The following is an 18,263-nucleotide window of genomic DNA, read 5'->3' on the forward strand; positions in this document are numbered from 1 at the left end:
CTTATATGAAGTTTCTGTTCGTCAGACCAGATGTTTGCCGCCAGCTTCCTTCAGATTCCACCTCACGATGGACACCCTTGCTTTTGGCTGTATGATTCCCGCTATTAGGGCTCATTGGGAACTTGCACCCGTTAGCTAATACTCATGCCGAGCGTACTATGATGAACGGGAAATGCGGTCTGCGCCTGCATCCCCAATCGGTTGCTAAGATGAAAGTGAAACTGAAAGAGCTGACATCAAGAAGTAATGGTTGGGGTTACGCAAAACTGAAAGACAAGCTGAACCAATTCATCAATGGTTGGATGAACTATTTTAAATTGGCTGATATGCGTAACATCCTCCAAACAACGGATAAATGGCTTCGTCACAGAATCCGGAGTTATGTCTGGAAGAGTTGGAAGAAAGTCGGCGCAAGGTTCAAGAATCTCGTGAGATGTGGCATAGACAGGTGGCGAGCTTGGCAATGGGCCAATACTCGTGGTGGATATTGGAACACGGCAGGAAGTCCGATCCTATGCCGAGCCATGAATAACGAGAGGCTAAAACTTCAAGGCTACCCTTGCCTTGTGGACTTATATGTCAAATTGCATCAGCACTAAGGAACCGCCGTATGCCGAACGGCACGTACGGTAGTGTGAGAGGTCGGAAAACGAAAGTAGGAAGAAAACTACTTCGTTTTCCTCCTACTCGATTTAGTTAAGTCCTAATAGTTAGTTTGCTTTATTTGCTCTCAGCATTAGCTATTGATGCACGTACTCTGCTTAATGTTTCCAATGTCATCTGAAGATATGAAGCAATCATTGTCAAAGGTGCTCTTCTAGTTATTTCAGGAAAATGTTGCTGTAATCTAGCGTATCTGTCATTTGCTGATTCGAAACGTAAAATGTCAGCCTTTAATTGTGATAACATTAAGGAATTTTCAAAAAAACTCCGATATAGATAAGCTATATCACCATTAGCATCAGAAAGTTCTTCCATTATATCACGCGGAATTTCCCATAAAACACTGTTTTCTACAGCATCCATCATAAGATGTGTTGGCTCTCGGTTAAAATAGCTGTCAATACACCAGACAACATCTTTTTCACATGCTAAATGTTCTATCACATCCTTATCATGCTTTAGGTAGTGCTGTCTAATAAATCCCTTTTCTATATAAAATAGGCAATTACAGATATCACCTTCATTTAGAATTATATCACCTTTTTGATATTTCTTAGCTGAATAATATCTGCAAAAAGGCGAATATTCTCCAACTTAAGTTTGCGATTAGGGCATGTTTCAACTATAATCTGTTTTGCAATGTCAAATTGAATACTCATAGGCTAAAGTTATTTATATCCCCACCGTCAAGTTAGAAGTGCAACTCCTCCACCGCCTTCCTCCGTCCTTGGAGCGTAGCGGAAAGGGCGGAGGAAGGCGGTGGAGGAGTTGCACTTCTAACTTGACGGTGGGTATTTTTTATTTAATTACGACATTTATCAAATACAAAAAATCATAGAAGGACAAAAATCTTTAAATGATTTGATTATAAACAAACTTTAAATAGTTAAATTGCAATAATACTATACCATGGTTGTTCTTTACCTTAATGTAATACTACTGTTATATATCTGGTCATTTATCTCCTTTTGTCGGATGCAAAGGTTGCCAAACCTCTTTTAGAAAACGAAAAGTTCAAGCGGTAAACCATTTGGAGCAGTTTCGTCCTCCGTTGGAGAGTAAACAGCTCCAAAAACTTTTCTTATTCATCGGCTTGGCTGAAAACTGCATCCGGCAACGGAGATAAACGACTGACGAAATAATAGCATAAAACAGCATAGCCCCCCCTTAATAAGGCAATTTTATCAATGCTGTTTTCATTCTTTTCAGAGGACTATTATTTTCGACAGAGAGAAATTTGGCAAGCGGCAGATTTCACTCCCTCAAAAATAATAGATTTGAATTGCTGTCCTCTTGCCTTTATTGGAAATTGTAGTACCTTTGTAGTGGCTTGTGCGAACGAGCCAAGCAATGTGGAAAGATGGGAACATCGAACCATCAATAAAGTACCGAAAAGAGGGAAAATACCCTCTACCACCGCTCTTTGAGTGTTAAAAAATAATAAAAAGGTTAAATCTTCACCTTTTAGAATGTACCCCTAAAGGTTATGCCCATATTTCTGACTTATAACTCACAAAATATTGAGTAATAACTGGTTGCAAATACTCAATATGGATTTGGAAGACATATTCGAGGGAATGGCAGACATCGTGAATAAAGAAATTGTTTTGCATGTCGATTATTTGATGGACGATGAAATGTGCTTGTCTGAAGACTACAAGGATGCACTGCAATTTATAAAAGAAAGATCGAACGACAACATAGAAATCCAAAGCAATTATTTTTCCGACAGAATAGAAGATTCGAACGATGAATTTGGGGATATGATAGAGGGCTTTAACACGTATTGTGAGGAAAACATACATGGACTTATAGCTGCCAGTTTCCGCGATTCACATGTTTCATTGGAAGACATGGTGAAATGTTATGAAGGACGATTTACAAGAGAGGAAATCATAGCGCTTGTAAAAAAAGCGGTAGTGGAGAATCATATCAAAACAGATGTAACGCATCTCATCCCTAATGCTGAAAATGAAGAGGAGAGGGAAGAACTTCTATTCATTCAAAACCTGTCCGACCAAATTGAAAAGCCGGTCGTAGATAAGGTGGAATATGTTCCGATTGGACAAAAATTGGCATCCGGAAGGCTTCAAGGTATCTGTGGCAGCTATGCTGAATATATTGACCCTATGTATATGGATGAGGTTATTAAGTGCATGCGTTTCCAGAAAATAGAAAACATCTGCGAAGCATACGACATAAAATATGAGCCAGGTATCAGCGGAGAAGAAATATGTGCGGGCATTTATCTATATCTGCTTAGCCAAGACTACAGGCAGATACAAAATATCAAGTTCTTTGCTTCACCTTATGTTGCGCTTGAATTTTACATGAAAAGCATACAACCTAATAATGATATAACTGTTTTCTACGACATTGGGATTTTTGATGATTAAAAAAAGAATGCCGTACTCCGGCTACAAATCCTTCACCAGAATGCGTCCGCTTTGGTACAGGTACACCTGCTTTGCCTCAATCAGGGCATGCCACGAAGCCGAATAGTCCTCCTTGTCTATCTTGAAGTTTTCGGCGCCGGCACTGTCCAGCCGCTCTATCAGCACACCTACGGTCAGGCGGTTGATGTCCATTCCGGGCAAGTAACGGATGTTTCCTTCTTTATCGTCATCAGAAGTTTCGTAAACCAGACGGACATCGGTCAGCTCGTAGAGGATATTCTTTGTCAGCCGGATGGGAATCTTATGCTCTTTGCTCAGCTCTTCTGCCGTATAGGGCTGCTGCTCGTGCTCGAACCGCTTGCAGATAGCGGAGAGCACGATGGCACAGAAGAAATCGTGGTAGCGCCGGCTGATATGCGCCGTTTCTTTCCCGAAGCTGAACGAAGAAAGGTTCTGGCTGACGTAGCTCATCTCGGCACCGAACAGGCAGATGGTCCACGACACCTGTGTCCATAACAGGAACATCGGGATGGCGGCAAAGCTTCCGTAGATGGCATTGTAGTTCGAAATCCATATCTGGCTGTTGACGTAGAAATACTGGAAAGCCTGAAAGGCGCTACCTGCCAGTATCCCCGGAAACCAGGCATGGCTTAGCTTCACTTTCGTGTTGGGCATGAACACGTATAGCGCGATGAACATCCCCCACGTTAAGGCATACGGGACGAGACGCACCAGGAACTTCAGCATCGGTCCCAGCAGAAGGAAGGTTTCCAAATCCTTCACGTACGTGGTCATCACGATGGTCAGACCGCTGGAGATAACAATGAGCAACGGAAGCAGTAGCAGCATCGAAAAATAATCGGTTATCTGGCGGAACACCGTGCGGGGACGCTTTACCTGCCAGATGGCGTTGAAACTGCGCTCGATGTTGTCTATCAGCATCAGGATGGTAAACAGCAACATAATCAGGCCCACGCCGATGAAGATGCCGCTCTGCGCGTGTTGCAGGTAAGAATTGACCCACGAAAACACCAGCTCGCTCTGCTGGCTTATCACACCGCTTTTGATTTGCTGCTCCATCAATGCATCGAAACCGAAGCCGCGGGCAATGGCGAACAGCAGGGCAAGGATGGGAATGATAGACAGCAATGTGCTATACGTCAGTGCCGAAGCACGCACCGGAATGCGGTCGTTCAAGAACTGCTCTATCGAAAGGTAAATGATTTTCACACACGAATACAGGCGCTTCCTCACTGGAGTTACCTCATCTTCGGTGATTCTCCAGATGCCGTCTGTCAAGAATTGAAGCCAAGATTGCAGTCTCATAGTTATTAAATGAAGAATGAAGAATAAAGAATGAAGAAACAGCGTTCGGCGTAAGCCAATGCCATGCGGACGAAGTTAAATTCTTCATTCTTAATTCTTCATTCTTAATTTAAAAAAAGCAGCCGGCCTGTAAGCCGGGTTCTGTTCCTTATATAATATAAGGTGTCTGTCATTTATCTACGCCCTTTGTCACCAAAAGGCTCTAGCGGTCTACCCTCCGACGTGGGGCGAGCAACCCTCGTTAATGCCGGTTTACACGACCTTACAACTCCTAAGATGCACAGCCCGCGTGTCACCACGCGGCTGGTAGGCTCTTACCCTACCTTCTCACCCTTACCTCTCCGGGTAGGAGCGGCGGTTATTTTCTTCTGCATTACTCTACCCTCGCGGATAGCTTTCTGTTAGGAAGTAGGATGCTCTGCGTTGCCCGGACTTTCCTCTTGTGCCGAAACACCAGCGACAGACCGTCCGACTGCTTTCTGACTGCAAAGGTACGCAATAAATGCATTCCTCCTGCCATTTTTACGAGAAATATCTTTTGCGACTGCAAAAGTGACTGATAATGAATGCAAATTTGTCAGTTATCCCCGTTAAGCGCGGTTAAGGAGCTGTCTTGCTTTGTTAAAAGAGAGAAAAAAGAACACACAAGGAGTACAACCGCATAATATTTGTTCTACTTTAGCAGATGAAATGTTAAAGCAATAACGAAATTAACAATTTAAACCAGTTATAGATATGAAAAAGACAACTAAGTTCGCATTAGGAGCAGTCGCACTGATTGCTGTAAGCGCAGGAGTGGCAGGAGTGACTTCGTATGCCATCCTCCAGTCTAAAGATACAAAGAACGCTTCTTTCTACGAAGAGTTCCAAACGGCTACTCCAGCTAAATATGCTGCATTCGATACATCGAAAATGCAGCCCGTCGACCTGACACAAGCTGCCGAAAGTTCACTGAACTCTGTAGTACACATCATGGCTATCCAGCGGAGTAAGACGAAGGTAATACAGACCCAACCGGATATTTTCGATTTCTTTTTCGGTGACGGCCGCGGACGCCAGCAGCAGGTCCAGACTCCCGAACAGCGCGGATTCGGTTCGGGCGTTATCATCTCGAAGGACGGATACATTGTGACGAACAATCACGTGATTGATGATGCCGACGAGATTTCGGTCAAGCTGCACGACGGACGGGAAATGAAAGGACGGGTTATCGGTACCGATGCTACTACCGACCTGGCTTTGGTGAAGATAGAAGGCGATGATTTTCCTGCCATTCCGGTAGGCGACTCGGATGCCTTGAAGGTAGGCGAATGGGTGCTTGCCGTAGGTAATCCCTTCAATTTGGGCTCTACCGTAACGGCGGGTGTCGTAAGTGCCAAGGCACGTGGGTTAGGTGCCAATCAGGTAGAATCATTCATTCAGACCGATGCCGCCATCAACCAAGGAAACAGTGGTGGTGCACTGGTGAATGCAAAAGGCGAGTTAGTGGGTATCAACGCCATGCTGGTTTCTCCCACCGGAGCTTATTCGGGCTACGGCTTCGCCATACCTACCAGCATCATGACCAAGGTGGTGACCGACCTGAAGCAATACGGAACCGTACAGCGTGCTTTGTTGGGCATCGGAGGACGCGATATGGGTAAAGAAGAATTTCCGGAAGAAATCCGTAAGGAGCAGAAAGAACTGGGCATCGGATATGGTGTACAAGTTGTAGAAGTACAAGAAGAAGGGTCGGCTGCCGGCATCTTGAAAGTAAACGATGTCATCATTGCCATAGATGGTGAGAAGGTAGAAACCATGGCTTCTCTGCAAGGCATCCTTGCCAAGAAACGTCCGGGAGACAAGGTGAAAGTGAAAGTATTCCGCGACAAGAAAGACCAGGAATTCACCATCACTCTGAAGAACGCTCAAGGTAATACGAAAGTAGTGAAGAAAGCCGACATGGAACTGCTGGGAGCAGCCTTCCGCGAAGTGCCTGCCGAACTGAAACGCCAGCTCAACTTAGGATATGGTGTACAGGTAACAGGTGTAAGCGACGGACGTATGGCAGACAGCGGTATCCGCAAAGGATTCATCATTCTGAAAGCCAACGGCAAACAACTTCGTACCGTACAGGATTTGGAAGACGTGATGAAAGCGGCTTCCCAGTCGCCCGACCAGGTATTGTTCATGACCGGTGTCTATCCGTCGGGCAAGCGCGCCAACTATGCCGTAGACTTGGCACAAAATTAACAATATAAATAGTAGTTTTCATAGGATAAAAAGGTAAAAGCAGATTGCACACTCTAACAAAAAAGAGGTTCCGCACGTTACGGAACCTCTTTTTTGTTATACTTTAAACGGCATCTTATACTTCGCCCAAAGCACACACGAAAACGAATACATCAAGACGGAGAAATACTTTTTGAAGAAATTCAAAACAGTTTCTCAAAAGGTTGTCGTTATCTTCTTCTCCCGATGCAGAAAACTTCGTCTGGTGTAAGATTAATAATCTTACAGCGGATGGACCTATATGCGTTTGCCGACGCACCTATATCCGCGGGCTTCCGCAACCTCCTGCGTCTGGCTATGATACTATCCGGAAAAACGGGCAAAAGAGGCTCAGCAAACGAACATAAGTAACTTGCCCGTTTAACATAAGTAACTTAGGCGTTTAACATAAGTGAGTCAGACGGTTCACTTATGTTCGTTTGAGGAGGCTTTTATATACGACAAATTCAAAACAGTTTCTCAACACATCCGGTCACGGTAATCTTCATAACCGAAGGTACGATATACTTCCAGTTCACCATTGCTATGATACAGGGCAATAGACGGATGGTGAATACCGTTGAACATATTCGTCTTCACCATCGTGTAATGAATCATGTCCTCGAACACAATCCGTTCGCCCACCTGCACTTCATGGTCGAACTTCCAGCTTCCCATATAGTCGCCACTCAGGCAACTGTTCCCACCCAGACGATACACGTGGGCTTCGGGACCTGCCGTCTTGACCGCATCGGCGGGAAGCGACTCTGCCCCACGCACCGCCGGCTGGTAAGGCATCTCCAGACAATCGGGCATGTGGCACGTAAAGCTTACATCGAGAATCGCCGTACGGATTCCCCGGCTCTCTACCACATCCACCACCGAAGCCACCAGCGGTCCCGTCTGCCAGGCAAAGGCAGAGCCAGGCTCCAGAATAATCTGCAAATGCGGATAACGTGCCTTCAACCCCTTCAGCAATCCAATCAGATGTTCTACATCATAGTCCTTACGGGTCATCAGATGCCCACCTCCCAAATTCAGCCATTTCAGCTGCGGGAACCAGCGCGAAAACTTTTCTTCGATATGCTTCAGCGTACGTTCCAGCTCGTACGAACTGGACTCGCAATGGCAATGGCAATGAAAACCCTCAATGCCTTCGGGCAAACGTTCGGGAAGCAAGTCTGCCGTCACTCCGAAACGTGTGCCCGGCGCACAAGGGTTATATAGTTCCACTTCCACCTCCGAATACTCCGGATTGACACGTATACCACAAGAAACCGGTTCAGGATAAGCCTTAACCATCGGATAGAAACGTTCGAACTGCGAAAGTGAATTGAATGTGATATGGCTGCTATATTTCAGAAACTCTGGGAAATTAGCTTCGGTGTAAGCCGGCGAATAGGTATGCGCCCGACTTCCGAACTCTTCGAAAGCCAGACGTGCCTCGTACACCGAACTTGCCGTCGTATGGCTGATGTACTCGCGGAATATCGGGAACGATTTCCACATCGCAAATGCTTTAAACGCAAGGATAATTTCTACCCCAGCCCGGTCGGCTACCGACTTTATCACCCCCAGGTTTTTCCTGAGCAAATCTTCTTCCATTACATAACACGGAGAAGGAACTTTAGTTACATCTAACATACTACTACTGTTTCGCTTTTTCTCAACACAGATTATTTTTATTTTTTTGAATTCCGCAAAATACCCATGGTATAAGAAGCTGTTTTGAATTTCTCCAAAAAGTTTTTCTTGTCTTGATGTATCCGTTTTCGTGTGTGCTTTGGGCGATTTTTTGGTCTTTTTCGCTCCTGTTCTTCGTCAGATAGCCCGCTATCTTCCTCATCACAGAAGCGAAAATGCCTCAAAAACTCATCCCAAATCATCGCACGATAAATTCAAAACAGCTTCTAAAAGGGAGTTAGAAGGAGTTATGCCTTCGGCAGGAGTTATACTTCATGCGGTATGTGCATTTTGTATATGCCACGTAGTAGAGACGATGTGCACATCGTCTCTACAGAATCGATGCTAAAGTATTGGCTTCTAAATCATTTTAACTCCCTGAAATAATTCCTTTTAACTCCTTATTGGGCAAAATGCGGATATTCATTTTATTTTTTAAATTCGCCTGTAGTGAAAAACATTATTCTATTACTTTAAAACGGGCGAACTTCAACAAAAGCTGCTTCACACCGGCATGCCGGAACTCTACGGTCGCCTTGCAATTGTCGCCCGTGCCTTCTACTTTCACTACCTTACCGATACCAAAACGCTGGTGTTCAATCATCTGACCAACCGACAGACCTGCTCCAAGTGCCGGACCTGCCGTATCCGGAGCATCTGGGGAAAGCTTACGCAGATTACGCGGACTTGCCACAGAGACTACACGAGGCTTCTCCATTGCAACTTTCGGACGGGAAATGCCCGACGAAGCTTCTGGAGCCAATCGGCTGGCACGCTCGTTCTGCGTAGTACGTGAAAAGGCAGCGTCCTCTTCGGGCAATTTCAGATAACGCGCATCAATGTCACCCAAGAAACGGCTGGGACTGCTAAACTCTGTTTTCCCATACCGGAAGCGCGACTTGGCATAAGACAAGAAGCAATGCTCCTCGGCACGTGTAATCGCTACATAGAACAAGCGCCGTTCTTCTTCAAGCTGCTTTAAATTTCCAGACACCATCGGACTGGGGAACAGGTTTTCTTCAAGCCCAACTACAAACACATTCTTAAACTCCAGCCCCTTGGCCGAATGAATGGTCATCAGTGTTACTTTGGCACCTTCACCCTCTTCGCTATCCAGGTCGGTCAGCAAGGATATTTCCTGCAGATAATCCGAAAGTGACACACGGCTGTTCCCTTCCTCCTCACGGCTGGCACAAAAGTCATGCATACCGTTGATCAACTCTTCTATATTCTCCTGCCGGCTCAGATTTTCGGGCGACCGGTCCCGGTATACATCGGCAACAATCCCCGAACGCCTGACAATGTCCTGCCCCAAGCCGTAGGCATTTTTGCTTGCCACATCCGAAGCAAATCCGGCTATCAGGTCGCGGAACCCCTGCAATCTGGCAACTGTACTCTTCGTCAATGACAGACCATACGCCAAAGGCTCGTTCAGTACCGTCCACAGACTGACATTGTATTGCGTAGCCGCACTTGTAATTTTATTCAGTGTCGTATCGCCGATACCCCTTGCCGGATAATTGATAATCCGCTTGAACGCTTCTTCATCATGAGGGTTCACCGCCAAGCGGAAATAAGCCGTCACATCCTTAATCTCTTTCCGCTGATAGAAAGACAATCCACCATAAATACGGTAAGGAAGCCCTCGCTTACGTAACGATTCTTCGAAAATACGGCTCTGTGCATTGGTGCGGTACAGAACGGCAAAATCATCATATCCGTATCCGTCTCTCGCCACCATCCGGGTTATCGTACCTGCAACGATTTCTCCTTCCTCCACGTCACTATAAGCTTTGAACACCGGAATCGGTTCGCCCTTGTCTTTCTCCGAAAACACCTCTTTGTGTATCTGCGCGCGGTTTTTCGCTATCAAGCTGTTGGCGGCTTTCACAATGGTCTGTGTAGAACGGTAATTCTGCTCCAGCTTGAAAAGCCGCGCTTCCTGGTAAGTCTGTCTGAAATGAAGGATATTATCGATATTGGCTCCACGGAACGAATAAATGCTCTGTGCATCGTCTCCCACGACACATACCTTGCGGTATTTCTCGGTGAGCTGCCACACGATGCGGTGCTGGGCGTAATTAGTGTCCTGATACTCATCTACCAATACAAAACGGAAGCGTGAGGCATATTTCTCGCGCACATCAGCATGTTGTTCGAACAGCAAGTAGGTATAAAGCAGCAAGTCATCGAAATCCATGGCATCGCTTTGCCGGCACCGCTCCCAATAACGAAGGTAAATATCACGTATGGCAGGCACTTTTGCCTCCACATCACTTTGATAACATTCAGCATTTGACGCATACGCCACAGGCAATACCAACTGGTTCTTTGCCTGGCTGATGCGGCTCTGTACCAGTCCCGGACGGTAAGTCTTGTCATCCAGCCCCATTTCCTTAATGATGGTTTTCAATAAGCTTTTCGAGTCAGCCGCATCATATACCGTAAAATCAGATGAAAAGCCCAACCGTTCTGCCTCGGCACGCAGGATACGGGAAAAGATGGAATGGAATGTCCCCATCCACAGATAACGTGCCTTCTCCTCTCCTACCTGCCGTGCAATGCGTTCCTTCATTTCCCGGGCCGCCTTATTGGTAAAAGTCAGAGCCAGGATAGACCAAGGCTCATAACCCTGGTCCATCAGATAAGCAATCTTATATGTCAATACACGCGTCTTACCCGAACCTGCCCCTGCTATCACCTGCGAAGGCCCGTCGATATAGAGCACCGCTTCCCGCTGGCTCTCGTTCAGTCCGTCTAAATCAACTGCCATACTTCTGCTTAGTTCTTAAAGCTATGTATCGGTGCAGGGATGCGTCCTCCCCGGTTCACAAAAGCCTCACAGCTGAAACGGTTGACCGGCATAACAGGAGCATATCCCAACAAACCACCAAACTCTACCGTTTCGCCCACTTTCTTTCCTTCTACCGGAATGATACGCACCGCCGTAGTCTTCTGGTTCACCATACCAATAGCCGACTCATCGGCTATAATACCCGAAATAGTAGTAGCCGGCGTATCGCCCGGAATAGCAATCATGTCCAATCCTACCGAACATACGCAAGTCATCGCTTCCAGTTTCTCGATAGTCAGTGCCCCTGCTTCTACCGCATCAATCATCCCTTGGTCTTCGCTCACCGGAATAAAAGCACCACTCAGACCTCCTACATACGAAGAAGCCATTACACCTCCTTTTTTTACCTGGTCGTTCAGCAAAGCCAATGCCGCCGTAGTTCCCGGTGCTCCCGGGTGTTCCAGTCCGATTTCCTTCAAAATATCCGCTACACTATCGCCTACTGCCGGCGTAGGAGCTAATGACAAGTCAATAATGCCAAAGGGTATCCCCAACCTGCGCGAGGCTTCCTGAGCCACCAGCTGTCCTACACGGGTAATCTTGAACGCTGTACGCTTGATAGTTTCGCACAACACTTCGAAATCGGCATCCCGAATCTGTTCGAGTACATACTTCACTACTCCAGGACCGCTTACGCCCACATTGATAATGGCATCGTCTTCCGAAACGCCGTGAAATGCACCTGCCATAAACGGATTATCATCGGGAGCATTGCATAATACCACCAGCTTGGCACAGCCCAGCGAATCACGCTCTGCAGTAAGCCGAGCCGTTTCCTTGATAATATCCCCCATCAGACGCACTGCATCCATATTGATACCCGTCTTAGTGGAACCTACATTCACCGAGCTGCAGATACGTTCGGTGCAGGCCAAGGCTTCAGGGATAGAACGAATCAGCAATTCATCACTTCGTGTCATCCCTTTAGAGACGATAGCCGAATAGCCACCGATGAAATTTACCCCCAATTCCTCTGCTGCACGGTCTAGCGTACGTGCAACCTTTACATAATCGGCAGTAGTCTGGCAAGCTGCCCCACCCACCAATGAAATCGGCGTAACCGAGATACGTTTGTTCACGATAGGAATCCCGTATTCTTTCGATATGTCTTCTCCTGTCTTTACCAAGTCTTTGGCAAGCCGGGTTACCTTTTCATAAATCTTCTGACAAAGAATATCCACGTTGCTATCTGCACACTCCAACAGATTGATACCCATTGTAATGGTACGCACATCCAGATTTTCTTTTTCAATCATCTTGTTGGTTTCCAGAACCTCTGATATATTAATCATAAGCCAGCCTTTTTTTAAATCCGATGCATTTTATCGAAAATCTCTTCACGCTGACATTTCACCTGCACGCCTAGCGCTTGTCCTACTTCAGTCAGTTCATTAACCACCTGCTCAAACGGTTTTGCAATACGCGCCATATCCACAATCATCATCATATTGAAGAACTCCTGCACGATAGTCTGCGATATATCCAGAATGTTGATATTGTTTTCTGCAAGATACGAACATACTTTGGCAATAATGCCTACCGAATCTTTTCCTACAACAGTAATAATAGCCTTATTCATAATTCCGTTCATTAAGTTTGATAATGAGGGCAAAGATAGACAAATCTTAGTAAAACTCCCCCTTTCTCATACTTTTTTTGCCCGAACGCTTGCATATTCAAAAATAATCCGTACCTTTGCAACGCTTTTGAAAACCAGAAGCACTTACCCTACAGTTTAAGGAGAGGTGGCAGAGTGGTCGATTGCGGCGGTCTTGAAAACCGTTGTACCGCGAGGTACCCGGGGTTCGAATCCCTGTCTCTCCGCCAAGGCTCCGAACGGAGACATTCAAATAAGGGGTCGAAAAGCTTATAAAGCACCGTAAATCAAGTGATTACGGTGCTTTTTTCATGTATATACGCCAAATCTTGACGGTATAAATGCATCGGTTGGCAGTCACATTTCGGTCATTTCCTGCTACATTTCCTGCTACAGGAAGACCAACCGCCAAAAAAATGTAGCAGAGACGTACTTTTGAAGCCCATATTGACGCCTTGTAAGTCGCTTAATATCAGATATTTATGTTTAACTTTGTGGCCAAAGCGCTACACAAATAACGTGTTATTATGAGACTTATTTTTAAGGTGTCGTATTATATACGCACAAATTACGTAAACAAGGAAGGTAAATCACCGTTGATGATACGGATTTATCTTAATGGAAAAATGCTTACTGTCGGGTCTGCAGGAATCAACGTTGACAAGACAAAATGGTCAAACGAAACAAATCGCCTTAAAGGACGTACTTCCGAGGTCTTGAACACCAATGCCCAAATTGACAACATTTCATCAGATTTGCGGAATATCTTCCTAAAGCACCAGTTTGACAAGGATCTTACCCTTGATAAGATAAAAAGCATTTATCTTGGCAAGAACAAGGAATGTACAACTTTCCTCGATTTCTACGGCAAGTACCTTGAGGACATCAAGGCTCAAGTTGGTAAAGGGAAAACGCTGGCCACATATCACAAATATTCTGCGGCTGGAAAACACTTTGAGAATTTCTTGAAACTGAAATATGGTCGCAAGGATATAATGCCGTCTGAATTGACCCATGTAATCATTCATGACTTTGATATTTACCTGCGCACAGTGGTCAGTCTTAAGCCCAATAGTGCAACCAAGACATTGAAGTTTTTTAAGACCGTAGTCATATTTGCACAAAAGTGCGGCGTATTGACGCACGATCCATTCGCCCAGCATCGTTTCCATCTCGAATCCGTTGACAGGGGTTTCCTCACAGACGATGAAATTACAAGAATCATGGAAAAAGAGTTTTCCACTCCACGTTTGGAATCCGTCCGTGATATATTCATATTTTCGTGTTTCTGTGGGCTTGCATACATAGATGTGGCAAATCTGACCCAAGACAACATTGTAACTCTTGACGGGAAGAAATGGATAATGACAAGGAGGCAGAAAACCCATGTCGAAAGCAATATTTTATTGCTGGACATTCCTTTAATGATTATCAACAAGTACAAAGGCAAAACAAAAGACGGGAAATTACTGCCCATTCTTTCTAATCAGAAGATGAATGCGTATTTGAAAGAAATCGCGGATTTATGTGGAATAAGAAAACGGTTGACCTATCATCTCGCAAGACACACGTTCGCCACAATGATGCTCAGCAAAGGGGTGCCCGTAGAATCGGTATCAAAGATGTTAGGTCATGCAAATATAAAAACAACACAAATTTATGCCCGCATCACCAATAAAAAGATAGAGCATGACATGATGAATTTATCTGAGAAACTAGATTGTTTCAATGATGCAGCTACACATTTAACATCAGACTAAACAATAATTATCTGAATTAGTCAAGATTTAATCTGACTGTTAATATAAAAAGAGTAATTTTACAACATCAAACAAATTAAGTTATGACTAATTCAGTTCTGATGCAGAGCGGAGCAATCCGTCCTGCATGATATTTTGTGTCGGGTTGTTCCTATTTTACCGGTTGTAAGTTACAAAGAAATGTCGGCTTGAAGTCTGCCGTTATCCTTATATATATGCTTACCAACCCTTTCTATAGACCTTGCTTCTCAAGCCTCTTGCCCTTTATATCAGTCCGAACATTCCATGTTGCAGCCTCCATACCGCCACCGCCAGAGGTTTTATCTTGTGCGAATATAGGTTGCCGCGCCTGTTCCCTCCGTTTTGAAGTGCATTTCCGGCAAATTCTTCCTTGCATTGCAAGAGTAATTTACCGGAAAAAACATCGGGAATGGCTTTTTCGGCAACCTTTTACTGCACCGAAAAACCGAAGCGGCTTCCGATTGAAGGACGTCGAACAGAGGGAAAGTAAACTTAAATTCAAAAACGGATGAAGACATTGGAAGAATTGCTACAAGGAATTGGATGTGTCGGTGAGGTATTCGACAGTACGGGAGAATTTACGGAAGCCGGAAGTAAGGCATATCACTTTTTGGTGGATTTGCTGTATGACATTGAATGTCTGACTGGAAAAAGTGTATCATGTATAATCAGGGAACTTGATAACATATGTGAAGAGAATTATTAAAAATCAATATTATAGTTAGGAAAATTCATGAATCGAAAGAGTAAAGCTCGCAAAGGACTGGAAAAATGACGGTGAACTGCGTCAGTCGTGTTCTGCATGTTATGACGCTTGACGACATCCTTCCAGATAATGGAATCAAATAGTATGTCAAGGCAATTGCGTGTCGTCAGAAGAGAGTTGACCTATCAAGTGTACAAAAGTAGTGGATTCAATTTGTTTTTTCCTTCCAAAAGAAAAGTTATGGCTGTTGTCGGTGAGTACTTGTTGACTGATTTACCTAAAAGCCCTATCCGGACTTGATTGCGCAAGCAGGAATTTAAAAAGTAGGTTTAAATTTTCTTGTATATACTACAAGGAACGAAGTAAACCTCTTGCAACATCTCTTTGGTAATGAATAATAATAGTTTTAGAAATTAAGTTTAATGACATCTTGTATATATAGAACAAGGAAAGGAGTAAACCACTTTGCCAGTTGCACCAGCCTTTCTTTTTTGAAGGCAATAGAATACTGTTCAGACTTTGACTTTGATGACTTCGTTAAGGTTTGTGGAGTATTGGGCTGACTTGTGTTCGCATTTCAAGTGCCAACGTTTGTCCGTGCCTTGGCTTGCCACTTTTACGGTATTAAAACCATTCCGTTGGTTGATGGCATCGATAGCCGCTGAAAGGCGAGCTTGTTTGGCACGGTCTATGGAGTCAAAGAGGACAGTTTGGACGGCAGTGTTTGGACTAATGTCCCACACGATGACACCGGCTTTCTTGTAGTGGTATCTTCCATTCTCACGCCATTCAGTACGGAGTGCTTGGACTGCTGCGGCTACCAACTCCAATTGGTCGTTGGTGGGCATGGGCAATGTAACTGTGCGGTTGATAATATGGTTTGGCACATCGTTGCGGAAACGGCTGGTATAAGCGAATACGGTCAGTTGGCAGCAACGACTCTTTTGCTCACGCAACTTGCGGACACATGAAGCGGCAAAGTTGGCTACTGCTTCTTCCACCACTTCCAACTCAGACAAACCTTTGTCGGGAAAACTGCGGCTGGTACAGATGCTCTGCTTTTCGGGCAGTTCGCTGATGTTTATGCAACTTTCGCCACGGAGTTCCTTCCATGTCCTCACACCTGTGACGGTAAGCAACCGTCTTACCCGGCTTTCACTCCACTGCGTGAAATCCCATGCGTTTTTGACTCCATGGTATTCCAACTTCTTGGCAGAGCGTCTGCCAATGCCCCACACATCGGCGATGTCAAAACCTTGCAATGCCTTGATGCGCTTTTCTTCGGTGTCAATCAGGCAGACACCCCCGTAACCTTTGTATTTCTTTCCATACCTGCTTGCCACTTTTGCCAAGGTCTTGGTCGGAGCTATGCCAAGCGTTACCGGGATTCCTGTACCCTTGCCAATGGTACGCACGATGCGTTTGCCGTACTCACGCAATGCTTCTCCACCGCCCATGCCTGTAAGGTCGATGAAAGCTTCATCGATGGAATATTGCATCAATTCGGGCGTGAATTCCGAAAGCAGCATCATCACCCTGCGGCTCATGTCACCATAAAGTGTGTAATTGGAACTGAACACGGCAACCTTTTCACGCTCCAGCAATTCTTTTGCTTGGTAAAAAGGCGTACCCATTTCTATACCCAACGCCTTTGCCTCGTTGCTGCGGGCAATGATGCAACCGTCATTGTTAGACAGCACCACCACTGGCTGTGTGCGCAATCCCGGATTGAAGACCCGTTCACACGAACAATAGAAGTTGTTGCAATCCACTAGACCGAACATGATTCACTTCCTCCGATATTGGCGTTTGATGTTGTAGGTCAATACTCCCCACACGATGAAATTATTTTCTTCCGTCACCTTGATGGGCGGATAGTCCTTGTTGGCAGGCATCAGCCAAAGGCAATCACCCTTGACATCGAACTTTACCCGCTTCAATGTAAATTCCCCATCAATGTAGGCCACCACGATGTCACCCTCCTGCGGATCGATGGACTTGTCTATCACCAACAAGTCGCCGTTGTCGATGCCACAGTCCTTCATAGAATCACCTACGGCACGGGCATAGAACGTAGTGGCGGGATGGCGAACCAACTCGCGGTTCAGGTCGATGCTCTCCGTCATGTAGTCTTGTGCAGGGGATGGGAATCCTGCACGGATGCCACCATCGGCAAAGTCCAACAGCAGCTCGCTGCTCAGGTCGGCCGAATAGAGGATGAGCCTTACCCCGTCCTCCTTTTCTACTCCGGATTCATTGACGACTGTTTTATGTGAATCTTCCATTTCCTGTTCTCTTGTTGCATTACCATTCGTTTTGCAAAAATACCATTTTTATGCGCTTGTCCGTCTTTATTTTATGAGTTTCCACACTTTTACGCCTTTTATTGGCTTACATTTCGCCAAAGGCGACCGATGCTCTTTCCCGATGGCAGTCGTGCGCCATTCTTTCATCGTATCTTGGGTTTAGGTTGATAGCCGGCTTTCCTTAATTTCTTCCGTTGCCTCGGAACCGGCACACCGACAGCTGTTCTGTCCACATTCCCTATCCGTCAGTCTTATCTTCAGGCATCTCCTCTCCAATGGTAGAGCGGCCTTTTTTTCTGGCAATATCGGTATCGCGTCCGCCCTTGCGGCTTCCATAATGAAAGAGGTGGTTGGAATCGCCGTTTCATACCTGACCCGTTGCAGAGCTATCGGAACGGGCTTTTTTCTTTTGGCAGGCGGATTATTAGCATCCTTCATCACAACCTGTGGCTGAATTTTCGTGTTGCTTCTTACATGGCCGTCGTTTATCGAAGCCACAATATTTTTCCATGATGCAAAGATATAATGCAGCTCGCCGATGGCGTTACGGGACACTGACGTTCTGACCAATGGCGTGTCACGAAAATCTTCCGACATTTTCCGCTTCACATAAAATGTTGCGTATTTGCGTGCCTCCCTTGGTGCTACCCTATGCCTGCAATATCTTCTTGCATCCGTAAAAATTAATTGTTCAACTTCTA

At 45.4% G+C, this 18,263-nt stretch carries 14 protein-coding genes, 1 tRNA gene, 1 other RNA gene and 1 pseudogene; 6 read left to right on the forward strand and 11 right to left on the reverse strand.

Annotated elements, in window-relative coordinates:
• Positions 1-158: 158 nt before the first annotated feature.
• The gene (locus B5F25_RS17120; protein WP_087251015.1) at positions 159-599 is read left to right on the forward strand and encodes a group II intron maturase-specific domain-containing protein; all 441 of its coding nucleotides are present in this window, start codon (positions 159-161) and stop codon (positions 597-599) included.
• Positions 600-720: 121 nt separating this feature from the next.
• Here B5F25_RS17120 and B5F25_RS17125 read toward each other — a convergent pair.
• Positions 721-1,322 (reverse strand): annotated as a pseudogene (locus B5F25_RS17125) (Crp/Fnr family transcriptional regulator).
• A 918-nt stretch (positions 1,323-2,240) separates the two neighbouring features.
• On the opposite strand from B5F25_RS17125, the gene B5F25_RS17135 reads away from it, so the two are divergent.
• On the forward strand, positions 2,241-3,059 hold the full coding sequence (locus B5F25_RS17135) for a hypothetical protein (protein WP_140406971.1): 819 nt from the start codon (positions 2,241-2,243) through the stop codon (positions 3,057-3,059).
• Positions 3,060-3,080: 21 nt separating this feature from the next.
• On the opposite strand, the gene B5F25_RS17140 is transcribed toward B5F25_RS17135, so the two are convergent.
• Together B5F25_RS17140 and rnpB are read right to left on the reverse strand one after the other, a co-directional pair.
• Positions 3,081-4,385 carry a YihY/virulence factor BrkB family protein gene (locus tag B5F25_RS17140; RefSeq protein WP_087251020.1) on the reverse strand — a complete coding sequence of 435 codons (1,305 nt, stop codon included), beginning with the start codon at positions 4,383-4,385 and terminating at the stop codon, positions 3,081-3,083.
• Between the two features lie 114 nt (positions 4,386-4,499).
• An RNA gene (gene rnpB, locus B5F25_RS17145) (RNase P RNA component class A) lies at positions 4,500-4,861 on the reverse strand.
• Positions 4,862-5,120: 259 nt separating this feature from the next.
• On the opposite strand from rnpB, the gene B5F25_RS17150 reads away from it, so the two are divergent.
• Complete coding sequence (locus tag B5F25_RS17150; protein ID WP_087213278.1) at positions 5,121-6,617, forward strand: trypsin-like peptidase domain-containing protein; 1,497 nt, start codon at positions 5,121-5,123, stop codon at positions 6,615-6,617.
• 498 nt (positions 6,618-7,115) lie between these two features.
• Here the strand turns inward: B5F25_RS17150 and nspC are convergent, their stop codons facing one another.
• From nspC to B5F25_RS17180, 5 genes are all read right to left on the reverse strand, one after another.
• Positions 7,116-8,279 carry a carboxynorspermidine decarboxylase gene (gene nspC, locus B5F25_RS17160; RefSeq protein WP_087213280.1) on the reverse strand — a complete coding sequence of 388 codons (1,164 nt, stop codon included), beginning with the start codon at positions 8,277-8,279 and terminating at the stop codon, positions 7,116-7,118.
• 38 nt (positions 8,280-8,317) lie between these two features.
• Positions 8,318-8,521, reverse strand: coding sequence for a hypothetical protein (locus tag B5F25_RS17165; protein ID WP_158100021.1), 204 nt, complete (start codon positions 8,519-8,521; stop codon positions 8,318-8,320).
• Positions 8,522-8,778: 257 nt separating this feature from the next.
• On the reverse strand, positions 8,779-11,091 hold the full coding sequence (locus B5F25_RS17170; RefSeq protein ID WP_087251024.1) for a UvrD-helicase domain-containing protein: 2,313 nt from the start codon (positions 11,089-11,091) through the stop codon (positions 8,779-8,781).
• 8 nt (positions 11,092-11,099) lie between these two features.
• Complete coding sequence (locus B5F25_RS17175) at positions 11,100-12,464, reverse strand: PFL family protein (RefSeq protein WP_022039867.1); 1,365 nt, start codon at positions 12,462-12,464, stop codon at positions 11,100-11,102.
• Between the two features lie 14 nt (positions 12,465-12,478).
• Entirely contained in the window at positions 12,479-12,751 is a 273-nt protein-coding gene (locus tag B5F25_RS17180; RefSeq protein WP_022039868.1) for an ACT domain-containing protein, read from the reverse strand.
• Positions 12,752-12,911: 160 nt separating this feature from the next.
• Between B5F25_RS17180 and B5F25_RS17185 the strand changes: the two genes are divergently transcribed.
• The 3 genes from B5F25_RS17185 (at position 12,912) to B5F25_RS17195 (ending at position 15,256) form a co-directional block, all read left to right on the forward strand.
• Positions 12,912-12,999: transfer RNA gene (locus B5F25_RS17185), tRNA-Ser, on the forward strand.
• A gap of 297 nt (positions 13,000-13,296) precedes the next feature.
• Positions 13,297-14,529 carry a site-specific integrase gene (locus B5F25_RS17190; protein WP_087251025.1) on the forward strand — a complete coding sequence of 411 codons (1,233 nt, stop codon included), beginning with the start codon at positions 13,297-13,299 and terminating at the stop codon, positions 14,527-14,529.
• 529 nt (positions 14,530-15,058) lie between these two features.
• Positions 15,059-15,256 carry a hypothetical protein gene (locus tag B5F25_RS17195; RefSeq protein ID WP_013619410.1) on the forward strand — a complete coding sequence of 66 codons (198 nt, stop codon included), beginning with the start codon at positions 15,059-15,061 and terminating at the stop codon, positions 15,254-15,256.
• 512 nt (positions 15,257-15,768) lie between these two features.
• Here the strand turns inward: B5F25_RS17195 and B5F25_RS17200 are convergent.
• The 3 genes from B5F25_RS17200 to B5F25_RS17210 form a co-directional block, all read right to left on the reverse strand.
• The gene (locus tag B5F25_RS17200; RefSeq protein WP_013619409.1) at positions 15,769-17,040 is read right to left on the reverse strand and encodes a Y-family DNA polymerase; all 1,272 of its coding nucleotides are present in this window, start codon (positions 17,038-17,040) and stop codon (positions 15,769-15,771) included.
• Between the two features lie 3 nt (positions 17,041-17,043).
• Entirely contained in the window at positions 17,044-17,541 is a 498-nt protein-coding gene (gene umuD / locus B5F25_RS17205; RefSeq protein WP_087251027.1) for a translesion error-prone DNA polymerase V autoproteolytic subunit, read from the reverse strand.
• 180 nt (positions 17,542-17,721) lie between these two features.
• The gene (locus B5F25_RS17210) at positions 17,722-18,159 is read right to left on the reverse strand and encodes a hypothetical protein (protein WP_140406972.1); all 438 of its coding nucleotides are present in this window, start codon (positions 18,157-18,159) and stop codon (positions 17,722-17,724) included.
• Positions 18,160-18,263 lie beyond the last annotated feature (104 nt).

Source organism: Bacteroides sp. An19, assembly GCF_002160215.1.
Lineage (GTDB): Bacteria > Bacteroidota > Bacteroidia > Bacteroidales > Bacteroidaceae > Phocaeicola > Phocaeicola intestinalis.

Excerpts from the sequence above, each read along its gene's own strand:
- B5F25_RS17165 (WP_158100021.1), bottom strand. The coding sequence starts at position 8,521 with ATGATTTGGGATGAGTTTTTGAGGCATTTTCGCTTCTGTGATGAGGAA.
- B5F25_RS17150 (WP_087213278.1), top strand. The coding sequence starts at position 5,121 with ATGAAAAAGACAACTAAGTTCGCATTAGGAGCAGTCGCACTGATTGCT.
- B5F25_RS17120 (WP_087251015.1), top strand. The coding sequence starts at position 159 with ATGATGAACGGGAAATGCGGTCTGCGCCTGCATCCCCAATCGGTTGCT.
- B5F25_RS17200 (WP_013619409.1), bottom strand. The coding sequence starts at position 17,040 with ATGTTCGGTCTAGTGGATTGCAACAACTTCTATTGTTCGTGTGAACGG.
- B5F25_RS17140 (WP_087251020.1), bottom strand. The coding sequence starts at position 4,385 with ATGAGACTGCAATCTTGGCTTCAATTCTTGACAGACGGCATCTGGAGA.
- B5F25_RS17210 (WP_140406972.1), bottom strand. The coding sequence starts at position 18,159 with ATGTCGGAAGATTTTCGTGACACGCCATTGGTCAGAACGTCAGTGTCC.
- B5F25_RS17175 (WP_022039867.1), bottom strand. The coding sequence starts at position 12,464 with ATGATTAATATATCAGAGGTTCTGGAAACCAACAAGATGATTGAAAAA.
- B5F25_RS17190 (WP_087251025.1), top strand. The coding sequence starts at position 13,297 with ATGAGACTTATTTTTAAGGTGTCGTATTATATACGCACAAATTACGTA.
- B5F25_RS17135 (WP_140406971.1), top strand. The coding sequence starts at position 2,241 with ATGGCAGACATCGTGAATAAAGAAATTGTTTTGCATGTCGATTATTTG.
- nspC (WP_087213280.1), bottom strand. The coding sequence starts at position 8,279 with ATGTTAGATGTAACTAAAGTTCCTTCTCCGTGTTATGTAATGGAAGAA.
- B5F25_RS17170 (WP_087251024.1), bottom strand. The coding sequence starts at position 11,091 with ATGGCAGTTGATTTAGACGGACTGAACGAGAGCCAGCGGGAAGCGGTG.
- B5F25_RS17180 (WP_022039868.1), bottom strand. The coding sequence starts at position 12,751 with ATGAATAAGGCTATTATTACTGTTGTAGGAAAAGATTCGGTAGGCATT.
- B5F25_RS17195 (WP_013619410.1), top strand. The coding sequence starts at position 15,059 with ATGAAGACATTGGAAGAATTGCTACAAGGAATTGGATGTGTCGGTGAG.
- umuD (WP_087251027.1), bottom strand. The coding sequence starts at position 17,541 with ATGGAAGATTCACATAAAACAGTCGTCAATGAATCCGGAGTAGAAAAG.